This window comes from Comamonas composti DSM 21721 (genome assembly GCF_000429845.1).
Lineage (GTDB): Bacteria > Pseudomonadota > Gammaproteobacteria > Burkholderiales > Burkholderiaceae_C > Comamonas > Comamonas composti.
In genome coordinates this window covers 1-14,543 of sequence record NZ_AUCQ01000040.1, presented here as the reverse complement: position 1 = coordinate 14,543, position 14,543 = coordinate 1, and the positions used below count along the sequence as shown (strand labels likewise).

Here is a 14,543-nt window from a genome sequence, read left to right as displayed (position 1 = left end):
CGCGCACAACCAACCTGTAGAGGACTTCCTCATGCAAATCATCGAACTTCTGACTCCGTCCTATGAAGCCGCCTGGCTTCCCTGGGCCGTGCAGTACTTCTTCCTCGCGGGCGTGGCCACGGGTGCGGCCCTGCTGGTTGCGGCCTGCAGCAGGGGCAAGAGCGGCAGTGCGCTGGCGCGCCTTTTGCCTGCAGCCGTGCTGACACTGGCCGTGAGCGCCATCGCGGCGCCGGTCTCGCTGCTGGCCGACCTGCACCAGCCCGCACGCTTTTGGCACTTCTATGCGCACTTCACGCCCTGGTCCTGGATGTCGCTGGGCTCGCTGCTGCTGCCCGTGTTCGTGGGCCTGGCCGTGGCCATGTGCGCGGCCTGGTGGCTGGGCAAGAGCCGCTGGATGCGCGCCCTGTCACCGCTGCTCGTGCTGTCGGCCCTGAGCATCAGCATCTACACCGGCGCCGAGATCATGGAAGTGCGCTCGCGCCCGCTGTGGAGCACGCTGTGGGTGCCTGTGAACCTGGCCCTCACGGGCTGGCTGGCCACCGTGGGCTCGGTCTTCGTGCTGGAGCGCTTTCTGCCTGCCAGGCTGCGCCCCGACGCACTCGCCCTGCAGGCACTGCGTACCCTGGGAATGGCTCTGGCCCTGGGCCTGGTCGCCGTGGCCCTGGCCTGGATGATCAGTGGCCAGAGTGGCAACAACCCTTCCTATAACGCGGCCCTGCGTCTGTGGCGCGATTTTCCGGTCTGGCGCCTCACCATGGTGGGATCGGCCCTGGGCGGCGCGGTCGTGCTGGGTGCGCTGCTGCGCGGCAAGCACCGGCTGGGCGCCAAGGGCTTCACCCTGGTTCTGGGCCTGGGCCTGGCGGCCAGCGCCTGGGCCTTCCGCTGGGCCTTGTTCATGGGTGTGCAAGGCGTGCCCAAGTTCGGTGCAGGTCTGTACCTCTACACCATGCCTCTGGGCGGTGACGGCCTGCTGGGCATGCTGGGCGTGGCCGGCCTGTGCGTGGCCCTGGTGGCCATGGCCAACTGGGCGCTGGAGTTGTTTCCCGCACGCACCCCGGCCCCGATCGCAAACGCCTGACAAGGTTTCTAAAGAAAACCGCTTAAAACCCAATACTGACAAGCGCTAGCAGCTATCAAAACCATAGAACCTGCGAACAGCGCCTGCCCTTCGAAAAGGCTAGACATGAACGACAAGAACCGCAATCCCGCCCCTCAATCCAGGCAGGACAGGGAGCATGACACCGACGCGAGCCGCCGCCGCATGCTGCTGCGCGGTGGCGCCGTGGCCGGCGGCCTGGCCGCTTTTGCGGCCGGCTATGGCGAGACCGTGGCCAAGGGCGCCAAGGGCTTGATCACGGGCAGCTCGGGCAAGACCACCAAGAGCGCCACGCGCGGCAACTCGCTGACACCCGAGTTCCGCATCGATCCCGTCACCGGCCAGCTCAGCACCCAGCCCGGCCAGGTGGTCAGCCCTTCGAGCTGCCTGGGCTGCTGGACCCAGTGCGGCGTGCGTGTGCGCGTGGATACCGAGAGCAACCGGATCTTGCGCATCGCGGGCAACCCCTATCACCCCCTGGCCACCACCCACCCCGCGCCCATGGAGACGCCAGTGCGCGAGGTCTATGCCATGCTGGGCGGCGACAACGGCCTCGAAGGCCGGGCCAGCGCCTGCGCACGTGGCTCGGCCATGCTGGAGCACCAGGGCGCGGCCCACCGCGTGCTGGCCCCGCTCAAGCGCGTGGGCCCGCGTGGTTCGGGCCAGTGGCAGACGATTTCCATGGAGCAACTGGTCAAGGAAGTCTGTGCGGGCGGCGACCTGTTCGGCGAAGGCCATGTGGAAGGCCTGGCCGCCCTGCGCGACGTGGAGACGCTGATCGACGCCAACAACCCCGAATACGGTCCCAAGGCCAACCAGCTGCTGGTCACCGAGGCCGCCAACGAAGGCCGCACCCCCCTGGTCAACCGCTTTGCCAAACAGGCCTTCGGCACCATCAACGTGGTCAACCACGGCTCCTATTGCGGTCAGAGCTACCGCGTGGGCACGGGCGCGGCCCTGGGCGATCTTGCAGGCATGCCCCACGGCAAGCCCGACTGGCAGAACTCGCGCTTCGGCCTGTTCATCGGCACGGCGCCTGCCCAGTCCGGCAACCCCTTCCAGCGCGTAGGACGCGAGCTCGCCGAAGCCCGCTCGCGCGAGGAAAACCGCTACCGGTACGTGGTCGTCTCGCCCATACTGCCGACCTCGTCCAGCCATGCCTCGGGCGACAACAACCGCTGGCTGGCCATCAAGCCCGCCACCGACCTGGCCCTGGCCCTGGGCATGATCCGCTGGATCATCGACAACGAGCGCTACGACAAGCAGTTCCTGACCCAGCCCGGCCCCGCCGCCATGGCCGCCGCAGGCGAGGCCAGCTGGAGCAATGCCAGCCACCTGCTGATCAACGAGCCCAAGCACCCGCGCTACGGCCAGTTTTTGCGCGGCGCCGACATCGGCCTGCCCCTGCCCGAGCCCGTGGACGACAAGACACCGGCCGAGGACGTATACGTGGTGCAACTGGCCGACGGCCGCCTCGCTCCCCATACCGTGGCCCAGGCCGCCGAACTGGTGGTGGAGCGCGAGTTCACGCCCGCCAAGACAGCCGATGCCACCGAGAGCCCGGCGCCCATCGCGGTCTGCACGGCCTTCGTCAAGCTCAGCGAGGAGGCTCGGCGCAAGAGCCTGCAGGAATATGCCGAGATCTGCGGCATCCCCGTACAGGAGATCGAAGCCCTGGCGCATGAGTTCACAAGCCACGGCAAGCAGGCCGTGGCCAACTCCCACGGCGGCACCATGAGCGGCTCGGGCTTTTACACCGCCTACGCGATTGCCATGCTCAACAACCTCATAGGCAACCTCAACGTCAAGGGCGGCTGGGTCATGGATGCCGGGCCCTTCGGCCCCTTCGGCCCGGGTCCGCGCTACAACTTCGCCCAGTTCCCGGGAGCGGTCAAACCCAGGGGCGTGGCCTTGTCGCGCACGCGCTTTCCTTACGAGAAGACCAGCGAATTCAAGCGCAAGAAAGAGGCCGGAGAGGACCCCTACCCCGCACGCGCGCCCTGGTATCCGGCACCCGGCGGGTTGTCCAGCGAATCGCTGGCCGCAGGGCTGCTGGGCTACCCCTATCCGGTCAAGGTCTGGCTCAACCACATGAGCAACCCCATCTACTCGATCTGCGGCTTCGAGCACACGCTGGCCCAGGCCATCAAGGATCCGAAGAAGCTGCCGCTGTTCATCTCGGTGGACCCCTTCATCAACGAGACCTCGGCCCTGGCCGACTACATCGTGCCCGACACCGTGACCTACGAAAGCTGGGGCGTGGGCGCGCCCTGGGCCGACGTGGTCGCCAAGAGCTCGACCGTGCGCTGGCCCACGGTGGATGCGGCCACCGCCAGGACCGCCGAGGGCAAGCCCGTGAGCTTTGAGAGCTTTGTGTTTGCGCTGGCCAGGGAGCTCAAGCTGCCGGGCTTTGGCAAGAACGCCATGTCCACCAAGGACGGCGAGCCGCTGGATCTGGAGTCGGCCGAACAGTTCTATCTGCGCGGCATGTGCAATATCGCCTACCAGGCCGGCAAGCCCGTGGCCGAGGCCAGCGACGACGACATTGCCATCACCGGCCTCGGCAAATGGATGCCCGAGCTGCAAAAGCATGTCAAGCCCGAGGAAGTGCGCCGCGTGGCCATGGTCATGAGCCGCGGCGGGCGCTTCGACAAGGTCGAGGATGCCTGGAAGGGCGAGCACCTGAAGCTGCAGGCCAGGTTCCCCGCGACCTTCTGGCACGAAGGCCTGTCCAGGATGCGCCACTCCATGACGGGCGAGCGCTACAGCGGCACGCCCACCTGGTACCCCACGCGCTTTGCCGACGGCACCAGCATGCGCGAGCTCTACCCGGAAAAGGACTGGCCGCTGAGCATGACCTCGTACAAGTCCAATCTGATGAGCTCGATGTCGATCGCGGCCTCGCGCCTGCGCCAGGTGCATCCGCACAACCCCGTCTCCATCAACCGCTTCGATGCGCAGGCCCTGGGCATTGCCAACGGCGACCGCATCAAGGTCAGCACGCCGGGCGCCAGCCTCCAGGGCGTGGCTCTGGTACGCGACGGCATCGCCCGGGGCGCCCTGGCCATAGAGCACGGCTACGGCCACCGGCAGCTGGGCACGGTCTCCCACCAGGTGGATGGCCAGCCCACACCTGCGAACCCCCAGCACGGCCATGGCGTGAACCTCAACGACCTGGGCTTTGCCGACCCCACACGGCCCGCCAAAGACAACACCTGGATCGACTGGGTCTCGGGCGCCGTGGTCAGGCAAGGGCTGCCGGTGAAGGTCAGCAAGCTGTGATTCTGGCTTGATACCGCGGCCAAGCATCTGCATACGCGGGTGCTGAAAATGAAAAGCCCATTGCTGTTGCGATGGGTTTTTGGCTGAACAGGCGATGGCCAGGCGCCATGCCCTGTTGGGAGCAGGTCAGCAGGACCAGGACATGTCGGGCAAGCATGCAGCATCCACTCCTCAAATCACGGCAGCCGCTCCAGCGGTCAGAATCAAGGATCACCATTGATTACGGAGGCCCCATGAGCGATACATCCATCATCGAAGGCGGCAAGCCTTTTTTCCTTGAAGGCAACGAGGTAGGCGTGCTGCTGTCCCATGGCTTTACCGGCACGGCTTCGTGCATGAAACCACTGGGCGAATACCTGAACCGCACAGAAGGCTGGAGCGTGCTGGGCGTCAGGCTCAAGGGCCATGGCGAAACGCCGGCCGCCATGGCCCAGACCACGGCCCAGGACTGGATCGACTCCGTGGAAGCCGGCCTGCAAGAGTTGGAAAAACGCTGCAAACAGGTGTTCATGGCCGGCCTGTCCATGGGCGGCACGCTCACGCTGTACATGGCGGGCCGCTATCCGGAGCGCTTCAAGGCGATTGCGCCCATCAATGCCTGCGTGGCCTTCAGCAATCCCGATCTGGCCGCGCTGGCCTTTGACCACAAGGCCCCGGCCACGGTGCCCGGTGTGGGCAGCGACATCAAAAAGCCCGGGGTCAAGGAAATCGTCTACGCCGATGTGCCCGTGCCCGCCATCAAGCAAATCTACGGCCTCATGGCCGTGACGCGCGACCTGCTGCCACGCATTACCGCCCCCACCCAGGTCCTGGTCTCGCCCGACGACCACATCGTGCCCGCGCGCAATGCTACGCATATCTTGAGCGGCATACACAGCCAGGTGCGCGAGCAGGTGCTGCTGCCCGAGTCCTACCATGTGGCCACGCTGGACAATGATGCCGAGCTCATCCACCGGTCCGTGCAGCGCTTTTTCAAACAGGCGCTGGCAGACTGAAATTTCAAGCCAAATCGGCCTGTAGCACAGGCCAGTAAAGCGGTAGCAGCTATGAACTGCATAGCATGCATGGACTGCCGCAAGCGCCTTTGTGTACATGGGCCTGGCGCGAACTCTGCAATGAAAAAGGCCCGTCGCATCTGCGACGGGCCTTTTTCATGGACGCTCAATGCATGGGTCGGCCAAGCCATTGGCTGGCCCTTGATATGGCGTAGTTCACAAGGCAGTAAAGCGCCGCGACAACGAGGTAGACGGGCACCAGCGTGTGATAGTTGGCAATGAGCACCTTGGCGTTTTGCATGAGCTCGCCGTAGGTCACGACATAGCCGAAGGTGGTGTCCTTGACCACGATGACCAGTTGCGCGACCAAGGCCGGGACGATGTAGCGCACGGCCTGGGGAAACACGATGAGCAGGAAGACCTGGACCTCGCTCATCCCCAGGCTTCGCGCGGCCTCGGTCTGGCCACGAGGAACGGCGAGCACGCCCGCGCGATAGACCTCGGCCACCACGGCGGCCGTGCTCAGGCCTATGGGCAGGGTCAGCATCCAATAGGTGCTCAGCTTGATCCCTGCCGCAGGAAGCACCAGAAAGCACACATAGATGAGCAGCAGCGTCGGCGTGCCACGCAGAAACTCGATGACGGCGATGCTGGGCCAGCGCACAAGCCTCAGCCGCGACAGACGCCCTGCAAGCAGCACCAGCCCCAAAGCCAGCGCAATCACTGCAGCCATCGCCGACGAGGCCAGCGTGCCGAGAAGACCTGTGGCCAGAAAGGCCCAGGTCGTGGGCCAGGCAAAGAATTCCCAGAACGGGGCCTCCAGCTGCCCGGCGGAATGGAACTGGTAGACGATGCCCGCAACCAGCAAAAGCAGCATGGCTGCGGCGATCACGCTCAACACGCGCTGAGCCATCTTGGCCTGCGGGCTTGGAGCCCCGAACAAAATATCTTCCAGAGAGCGGTTCATCGCAATATCCGCAGCTTCTTTTCCAGGGCTGCGCCAGCCCAGGCAATAAGCAGTCCGCTGGCCACATACATGGCGGCGGCCAGTGCGAACGCGGCCATGCCTGCCGCAGAGTCGTTGGCGATCTTGGACACCAGCGCAGTCAGCTCCCTGCCCTCAAGCGGCACCTGCGAGGCCAAGGAGGTCGACAGCATGAGCGCGATGAGCAGCGAGGTCATGGGCTGCACCACCGTGCGCAGGGCCTGCGGCAAGACCAGCGAGAAAATGATCTGCAGCGGCCGCATACCCAGGCTGAGCGCGGCCTGGATCTGGCCGCCGGCAATCGTGTTGATGCCCGAACGCAGATAGTCGGCCGTGAACGCCGAGCAAATCAGCGTCAACGCCAGGATCACGCTGGACTCATAGTCAATCACGACGTCGAGATCAGGCAAGGCGAACACAATGAAGATCAGCAGCGCCACGCCGGGAATATTGCGAAAGATCTCTACGTATCCGCTCAGGACCAGGCGCAGCGGCGGCACGGGCAGGAGCCTGAGCACGGTCACGGCCACGCCCAGCAAGAACCCGGGCACGAACGACATGGCCGTGAGCTTCCATGTCAGCAACAAGGCCTGCCCGAAGGCAGGCCCATGCTCGGCCAGAAGCCGGTAGACATCGCCCATTGCTTACGGGATGGCTGGCGGCGCAGGAACAGCGGTGCTGCCGGTACGCTGGCCTATGGACAGGGTCCACAGCTTGGCCCAGGTGCCGTCGGCCTCCAGCTTCTTGAGGAAGGCATTGATGAAGGCCACACCGTCCGAGCCCTTGGGCAATCCAACGCCGTAGGGGTCTTGCGAGCCAAAGGGCACGCCCGCCAGCCGCGCGTTGCGGACTCCCAGGCTCAGGGCATTGAGCAGCAGCGTGTAATCGGTCACGTAGGCATCCACGCGTCCCTGGCGTAGTGCATCCAGAGCTTCCTGGTGCGTCTGGAACTCCTGCACCCCAGCCTTGGGCGCGTACTGCGCCAATATGGCGGGCCCCGTGGAGCCGGCCTGTGTGGCCACCTTCTTGCCACTCAAGTCGTTGTACGACTGGATGGTCTTGTTGTTCGCCTTGACCAGCACCCCGGCCTGCGAGGTGTAGTAAGGCCCGGCAAACGAGATCTTCTCGGCACGCGCGGGAGTGATGGAGTAAGTGGCGAACACCATGTCCACCTGATCGTTGATGAGCACCTGCTCGCGCGTGGACGAGGTCACTTGCGCGAACTGGTACTTGGCCGCATCGCCCAGGATATAGCGCGTGATGAGCTGGCTCAAACCGGCGTCGAAGCCGCGCATCTTGCCGTCCTTCTCGTTGAGCAGCGAGAAAAGATTTGAAGTTTGCACGCCGCCCAGGCGCAGTGTGCCCGCCTTCTTGATCTTGCTGGCCCAGGCGCTCGATGCAATGGTCGCCTCGTCGGCCACAGGCCCCTGTGCAACCAATGCGTCAAACGCCGCCGCATCGATGGGCGTGCCCTGTGCGAAAAGCGGCCCGCCAGTCACGACCGCCAGTGCTACCGCGGTGGATTTCAGAATGGATTTGATCGACATACGTTCCTCTAGGATGGTCTGTGACGTGAGGCAATATATAGCAGGGCGGCAAGCAAATCGGACAACAGCAGGATGTCTGGGTGATCAAGACCGCCCAAACCGGCCCTGACCAGATCTGGTTCAAGCTGAAATTTCCGCCAAATCCAGCAAGCTGCGCCGGCTCTCAAAAGACCGCTCCTCAGCGGTCAGCGGATCCACAAAGCGCAGGCTGCGCGCCAGCAATTGCAGCGGGCGCGAGTAGTCGCCCTCGGGCACGTCCCGGACCTCGGGATAAAAGCCATCGCCCCATAGCGGCAGGCCCAGGGCCGCCATGTGCACGCGCAGCTGGTGGCGCTTGCCGGTCTCGGGCTCCAGTCGGTAGCGCGCCCAGCCGCCCTGCCGCTCCAGCAGCTGCATGCGCGTGAGCGTATTCGGCGTACCCGCCACCTCGCGCATGCGAAAGAAATGACCGCTTTCCTCCATGCGGCTTTGGTGCTCGCGAGGGAAGACAAGATCTGCACGCCAGGGTGCGACAGCCTCGTAGACCTTGCTGATGGCGCGCTCGCGAAACAGGGCCTGGTAAGCGCCGCGTGTGGCTCTTTGCACGGAGAACACCACCAGCCCTGCGGTGTCCCGGTCGATGCGGTGTATGGGCGAGAGCTCGGGCAGTTCCAGCGCCCGCTTGAGACGTACCAGCAAAGTCTGCTGCAGGTATTTGCCCGCCGGCACGACGGGCAGGAAGTGGGGCTTGTCGGCCACCAGCAGGTGCGCGTCGCGATAGATGATCTCTGCCTCGAAGGGAATCTGCGGCTCGCCCTCCAGCTCGCGGTAGTAGTAATAGCGCAGCCCCGGCACAAAGGCCGTGAGCGCATGCGCCGCTTGTCCATGCTCGTCCACGACCTCGCCCAGGGCCATGCGCCGGCACCAGTCCGCGCGCGCGACTGCAGGCAGGCGCTGCACCAGAAAGTCCAGCAGCAGGCCCCGGCCCTGGCTGGGCAGGACCACGCAGCTGGGACTGACACCTGCGCGCACAGGCAGGACCTTGGGATCGTTGGAGTTGTACATGGGGAGGGGGCCGATTTTTTGTGTAAACGGTTCGTGCTTCAGTTGGCGCAGAATCGCTCTCCAAACCGAATGGTAAAGCCGGTTAGCGCAGCCTTCCGATCACGGATGGGCAGGATCCATTTCGGGCCGATACTGCACCAAGCCAGGTAAAACGACCTGGTCAGCGCCTCTCGTGGGCCGTCACGCCTGGCACAGGCATTTGATCGGCCCTTGTCAGAGCCAATGAATCACCGGAATTGTCCCGACTCCTCGTCGAGGAATCTGGCGACGCTAAAATAGGAATAAGTTTCATTCAGCCATTCAGCATCCGCACATGGCTGGGCTCGCCTGTCCCTCGTGGTTCACAACGCATGGGGCTCCGCCATTTCGGATCGGTGACATATCTGCGCGCGTCGTGCCTCACTTCCAGACTTCCTCCATTGCCGAATCTATTGCCCTCGCATGTTTTCGGGTAGCGACGGCATGCGTCCTGAGGACAAAGGCCAGGCGATGAAACGCAACCCGGTCTCCGTGGTACGGAGTGAGGCGCTGCCTGACTCCCAGGCCAGTGAAACCCCGCTGACTTCGCTTTACATGCGTTGGCGCATGCCCGTCATGCGCATGCTGCGCCGCTATTTCCGTACCACGGCCAGCGTCGAGGACGCGGCGCAAGAAGTGTTCGTGCGGATGGCTGCCACAGGCAGGGTTCTGGAGCCCGGGCAGGAGCAGCCCTACCTCCGGCAGACAGTGCGTAGTGTGGCCGCGCGCGACTGGCAAAAAAGTCCCGAGATGCATGGCCTCCAAAGCGTTTCTTACGACGAATGCCGCGAGGAATTGCTTGCCATCTCTGCCGAGGGCTACGGAGACACCGAGCACCAAGCTGAGCATCGCCAGCGCCTGACCCGGTTGCATGAAGCGATTCAGGAACTGCCGCCCCGGCAGCGTGAAGCCTTCATCTTTCATCGCATCGAGGGCCATACGATTGAGGAGACCGCTGACCGCATGGGCATCGGCGCGCGGATGGTGGTGAAGCACCTGGGCCGAGCCGTCGGCTATTGCGAGACACGTGTCTTGTTCACAAGCGCCGCACAGATGAAGCGCCTGCAGGCCCTGCAAGAGGCATTGAGCACCGAAGAAGACAGCGACGAAGAACGCGCCGTCGCATGGACGCAGGGCCAAAGAAAATGAGCGCAGAGCCAGGCCATTCCCTATTGCAGAACCTATCGCCCGAGCAAGTGCTCAGGCTCAACCACCGCGCGGGCGAGTGGTACGTACGCCGGCAGCAGCCCGGTTGGTCGGGCGCAGACGAGCGCGCGCTGAGCGAATGGCTGGCACAGGACCCGGCCCACCGCGAGGCGCTGGATGGCGTCGGCCGTACCTGGCGGGAAGCGGAGCAGCTCAAGGCCATGCTCCCCACTGCGTATGGACACGTCCGGCCCATGGCGGCTCCTCGCGCGGCAACTCAAAGCACTGCCTCAGTTCCGCAGGGCTGGTCGCTCAGACCTGCCCTGGCGTCTGTGTTCGCTACAGCACTGTTCGCAGTGCTCGCCACCGGGTACGGCTGGTACCGCTGGGACAACACCGCCAGCTATACAGCGGACATTGCCACCTCCCTCGGCGAACTTCGCGATATCGACCTGCCTGATGGCTCGCATGTGGTGCTCAATGCCAACAGCCGCCTTCAGGTGCGCTACTTCCCCCGTCGACGCGAAACCGTGCTTGAGCGAGGCGAGGCCTTCTTCAAGGTCGCAGCGGATGCCGGCAAACCCTTTACCGTAGACAGCAGCGGCAACCAGGTGCGCGTCGTCGGCACCGCATTCAGCGTGCGGGCCGCCCCGCCGGAATTCGTGGTGCAAGTACAAGAAGGCCGCGTCGAAGTGCGCTCCAAAATGCATCCTCAAGCACCCGTGCTCAGCATGGGTCCGGGCACGGGTGTGGCCGTTGACCCCGCCAGCGGGCACACCCGTGGCCTGTCAGTGGTGCCCGAAGCCGTCGCGCAATGGCGAACCGGCCAGATCTACTTCAAACGCGCGCCGCTTCGGCAGGTGGCGGATGAGCTGTCACGCTACCTCGACCAGCCCGTGGAGATCAATGGCACAGCGCTGCAGACCTTGCCTGTCTCGGGCCTGCTCGCGCTGAAGGAGCCGGAGCGCTTTCTCCTAGCCCTGCCCAGCGTAATCCGTGTGAGCGTACAGCGCCGCGCTGAGGGGGGGTGGCTGATTAGCCCGCAATAAGATACAAACTGTTTCATTTACCAAGGTTCCATGATTCCGCCTTTTCCTGCTTCTTCATAGGTATGGGCGAGGAACTTCCGAGCCCTGGGCTGCCAGCCACGGGAAAAAGCGACCACAGCTTTCTGATTCCTAGCCAACGGCCGTAAGAGCGTGTTCACGATCTCTACGCAGGCGCGCCGCGAGGAGATCTTGAACACGCCCTAAGCAAGCGGCACCCCCGCGCAGGCTGGCTACCTCTCACGCTTTCCGTCCGATCCGGCGGTGCTGTGTACCTGCCATCCGGCCTGAGGTCTGCTGCTGTCATACGCGCAAGAAATTCAGGAGCTACGGGTCATGCACCAAGGTCAGTCGAGGTCGAGGGAACAGTTCGAAAACAGCAGCGCAAAGCTAGGCAAGCGCCGTACGCAGCATCTGCGCGCAGAATGCAGCGGCATTGTGCTGCGGCCCAGCCTGGCGGCGCTGCTGGTGTCGGCCGCAGTGGCCGTGATGGCAGTCAGCCCTGGCGTTGCCCTGGCCCAACCCACCCCAGCTCCGGAAACGCGCCAGTCCTTCAACATTGCGGCACAGCCCCTGCTCAATGCCCTGAAAGTGTTTGGCCGTCAGACACAGGTGCAGGTACTCTTTGATGATGCGCTGGTCGAAGGCCGCCAGGGCGCGGCCGTCAGCGGCAGCCTCAGCACACGCGAAGCCTTGGCTCGGCTGCTGGCCGGAACGAGTTTGGTCGCAGTTAGCACACAGCCCGGCACTTTCACCATCCGGGCCGAGCCGGTTGCGGGTTCGGCGGCGACGCTGGCAACAGTGACGGTGACCGCCCAAGTCGACGGCGAGACTGCAACCGGGCCGGTCCGGGGCCTTGTCGCCAAGCGCAGCGCGACCGCATCCAAGACCGATACGCCGCTCATCGAGACACCACAATCGATTTCGGTGATTCCGGCCGAACAGATGGAGTTGCTCAAGCCCCGTGACGTGGCAGAAGCGCTCACCTACACCGCAGGTATCAACCGTGCCGCGTGGGTGGACCGCGTCTCCGACCAGTTCGTGGTGCGTGGCTTCACCAGCACCCAGCCTTACCTCGATGGCATGCGCTACCAGGTGGGCATCTACGATGGCCAGATGGAACCCTACGGTGTGGAGCGCATCGAGGTGCTCAAAGGCGCTGCCTCCACGCTGTATGGCAGCCTTCCGCCTGGCGGCCTCATCAATGCTGTCAGCAAGCAGCCTACGACCGAGCCGTTGCGCGAGATGAGCCTGGATGCAGGCAACTTCAAGCGCAAACAGCTGTCGGCCGACTTTGGCGGTGCCCTGACCGAGGATGACACCTGGTCGTACCGCCTGACCACCGTGCTGCGCGACAGCGATGCGCCGCAGGACCACACCAATGACGACCGAGCCTACCTCGCCGGCTCGCTGCGCTGGCGTCCCAACGCGGCCACCTCGCTCACCCTGCGCGCGGAGTTCCAGCGCGATGCCACCGTCAATCCGCTCGGTTACCCACTCTACGGCACATTGCTGCCTAGTCAGCATGGCGAGATTCCCACCAGTCGCTTCACCGGCGAGCCGGGCTTCGACACCTTCGACGTAAACCGCAAGGTGGCCGGCTACCTGCTCGAACACGACTTCAGCGACACCTTCAAGCTACGCCACGGAGTGCGCTACTACCAGGGGAAGATCCACCGGCGCGAGGCCATGGCCCGCAATTACTACGGCTTTACCAGCGATCAGCGCAGTTTCACGCGCCTTGGCCATGAGCGCTACCAGACGTCCAAGGGCGTGACCATGGACACCTCCCTGCAGTACACACTGCAAACCGGTGTCGTGCAGCACACGGCGCTGGTGGGTCTGGACTATTCCCGCACCACCTGGCGTGACGAGTATTATCACTACGACATGCCGGACCTGGATATCTTCGCCCCCGTGTACGGCCGTCCCATCGGCGCGCAGCGGCGCTCGGATAACAACTGGGGGCAGCGCAACATGAAGCAGGCCGGGCTGTATATCCAGGACCAGATGAAGATCGGTGAACGCTGGGTCGTTCTCGCCGGCGGCCGACAGGATCATGTGCGCTATGACGACTACAACCCGCTGACCGGCGAGGTGTCAGCGGACGGCGAGAAGTCCAGCAAGTTCAGTGGCCGCCTGGGCGCCGTCTACCTGGCCCCCAATGGCCTCGCCCCCTTTGCAGGCTTCAGCCAGTCGTTTCAGCCGCAGTCCGGCTCGGACCGTCTTGGCTCGCGCTTCAAGCCCACCGAAGGCGAGCAATACGAGGTAGGCGTGCGCTACCAGCCCGCAGGCTCGGACACTCTGATCTCTGCTGCGGTCTACCAGCTCACTCAGAAAAACGTGACGGTATCCGACCCGCTCAACACCAACTTCAACGTCCAGATGGGCGAGGTGCGCTCGCGTGGTTTCGAGCTCGAGGCACGCACGCGGCTGGGCCACCATGCCAACCTGATCGCCGCCTATACCTACACCGATGCGCGCACGATCAAGAGCAGCCCGCTCACACCCGGAGAAGAGGGCAAGCGCTCGGCGTACACGCCATTCCACCAGCTGTCGGTATGGGCCGACTATGGTTTCGGTGCCTTCGACCTGCCGGGCTTGCGCGTCGGCGCTGGCGCACGCTACACGGGAGCCACGCGCGAGCAGGGAAGCACGCTCTCGTTGCCGGCGTATACGCTGCTGGACGCCATGGTCAGCTACAGCACCGGACCATGGAAACTGGCACTCAACATGAAGAACCTGGCCGACAAGCGCTACGTGACCTCATGCTCGTACCACACCTGCTTCCTCGGCGAACCGCGCACGGTCATCCTCTCTGCGGCCTACCGCTGGTAACGGGGTCTGTTGTGACGGCTAGTGAAACAAGTCCTATGCATGCGGCATGTGCAGTCATGCCGGGATGCATCGGGGATGCGCACGCGAAAGCGGCGACCCAAACCCTAGCCGTTGCTCAAGACCCCACGGGCCCACGTCCGAAGTCAAGGCCCGGCGACAGCCCCGTGCTGGCAAGAAAGTAAGTGCAATTCGACCTAAGGCAGAGATATCCGTGGGAAGTTCTTTACGTCAATCCGCAGCCTGGCTGCACACCTGGAGCGGCCTTGTCGTTGGCTGGCTGCTGTTCTTCGTGTTCGTCACGGGTACGGCCGGCTATTTTCAGCACGAAATCACGCGCTGGATGCGGCCGGAGCTGCCGCTCGTACAGCCGCAGCTGCATGCGCAGCAGGATCTGCGGCGCATGACGGCCCTGGGGCTGCAACGCCTGGAACAGATGGCGCCCGAGGCGTCGAGCTGGCGCATCACGCTGCCGCACGCGTCTGCTGGTGGGCGCTCCTGGCAGGAGTTCGGCGTGCGCTGGCAGCAGGTACCCGAGCCGGGTCATGA

The 14,543-nt window shown here is 64.3% G+C and carries 11 protein-coding genes; 7 read left to right on the top strand and 4 right to left on the bottom strand.

Going from position 1 to position 14,543, the window contains the following annotated elements; translation table 11 throughout:
- Nucleotides 1-31: 31 nt before the first annotated feature.
- From nrfD to G486_RS0116050, 3 genes are all read left to right on the top strand, one after another.
- Nucleotides 32-1,078 (top strand): NrfD/PsrC family molybdoenzyme membrane anchor subunit, encoded by a 1,047-nt coding sequence (nrfD, locus tag G486_RS0116060; RefSeq protein ID WP_027016453.1) that lies wholly within the window; start codon nt 32-34, stop codon nt 1,076-1,078.
- A gap of 105 nt (nt 1,079-1,183) precedes the next feature.
- Entirely contained in the window at nt 1,184-4,378 is a 3,195-nt protein-coding gene (locus G486_RS0116055) for a tetrathionate reductase subunit A (protein ID WP_027016452.1), read from the top strand.
- A gap of 233 nt (nt 4,379-4,611) precedes the next feature.
- On the top strand, nt 4,612-5,373 hold the full coding sequence (locus tag G486_RS0116050) for an alpha/beta hydrolase (protein ID WP_027016451.1): 762 nt from the start codon (nt 4,612-4,614) through the stop codon (nt 5,371-5,373).
- A 166-nt stretch (nt 5,374-5,539) separates the two neighbouring features.
- On the opposite strand, the gene G486_RS0116045 is transcribed toward G486_RS0116050, so the two are convergent.
- The 4 genes from G486_RS0116045 to G486_RS0116030 all read right to left on the bottom strand — a co-directional run bounded on the left by G486_RS0116045 (nt 5,540) and on the right by G486_RS0116030 (nt 8,949).
- Complete coding sequence (locus tag G486_RS0116045; protein ID WP_027016450.1) at nt 5,540-6,340, bottom strand: amino acid ABC transporter permease; 801 nt, start codon at nt 6,338-6,340, stop codon at nt 5,540-5,542.
- Nucleotides 6,337-6,999, bottom strand: a complete 663-nt coding sequence (locus G486_RS0116040; RefSeq protein WP_027016449.1) for an amino acid ABC transporter permease — start codon at nt 6,997-6,999, stop codon at nt 6,337-6,339. The genes G486_RS0116045 and G486_RS0116040 overlap by 4 nt, the downstream gene beginning before the upstream one ends.
- A 3-nt stretch (nt 7,000-7,002) precedes the next feature.
- A complete protein-coding gene (locus G486_RS0116035; protein WP_027016448.1) occupies nt 7,003-7,905 on the bottom strand; it encodes a glutamate ABC transporter substrate-binding protein in 903 nt (300 codons plus the stop codon).
- A gap of 120 nt (nt 7,906-8,025) precedes the next feature.
- The gene (locus tag G486_RS0116030; protein WP_027016447.1) at nt 8,026-8,949 is read right to left on the bottom strand and encodes a pseudouridine synthase; all 924 of its coding nucleotides are present in this window, start codon (nt 8,947-8,949) and stop codon (nt 8,026-8,028) included.
- Between the two features lie 441 nt (nt 8,950-9,390).
- On the opposite strand from G486_RS0116030, the gene G486_RS22565 reads away from it, so the two are divergent.
- The 4 genes from G486_RS22565 to G486_RS24425 form a co-directional block, all read left to right on the top strand.
- The gene (locus tag G486_RS22565) at nt 9,391-10,116 is read left to right on the top strand and encodes an RNA polymerase sigma factor (RefSeq protein WP_245587345.1); all 726 of its coding nucleotides are present in this window, start codon (nt 9,391-9,393) and stop codon (nt 10,114-10,116) included.
- Complete coding sequence (locus G486_RS0116020) at nt 10,113-11,162, top strand: FecR family protein (RefSeq protein WP_051303607.1); 1,050 nt, start codon at nt 10,113-10,115, stop codon at nt 11,160-11,162. The genes G486_RS22565 and G486_RS0116020 overlap by 4 nt, the downstream gene beginning before the upstream one ends.
- A gap of 333 nt (nt 11,163-11,495) precedes the next feature.
- Nucleotides 11,496-13,997, top strand: coding sequence for a TonB-dependent siderophore receptor (locus tag G486_RS0116015; RefSeq protein WP_084455357.1), 2,502 nt, complete (start codon nt 11,496-11,498; stop codon nt 13,995-13,997).
- Between the two features lie 211 nt (nt 13,998-14,208).
- Nucleotides 14,209-14,543: PepSY-associated TM helix domain-containing protein (locus G486_RS24425; protein ID WP_034388053.1), on the top strand; the 335-nt coding region annotated here is incomplete at its 3' end.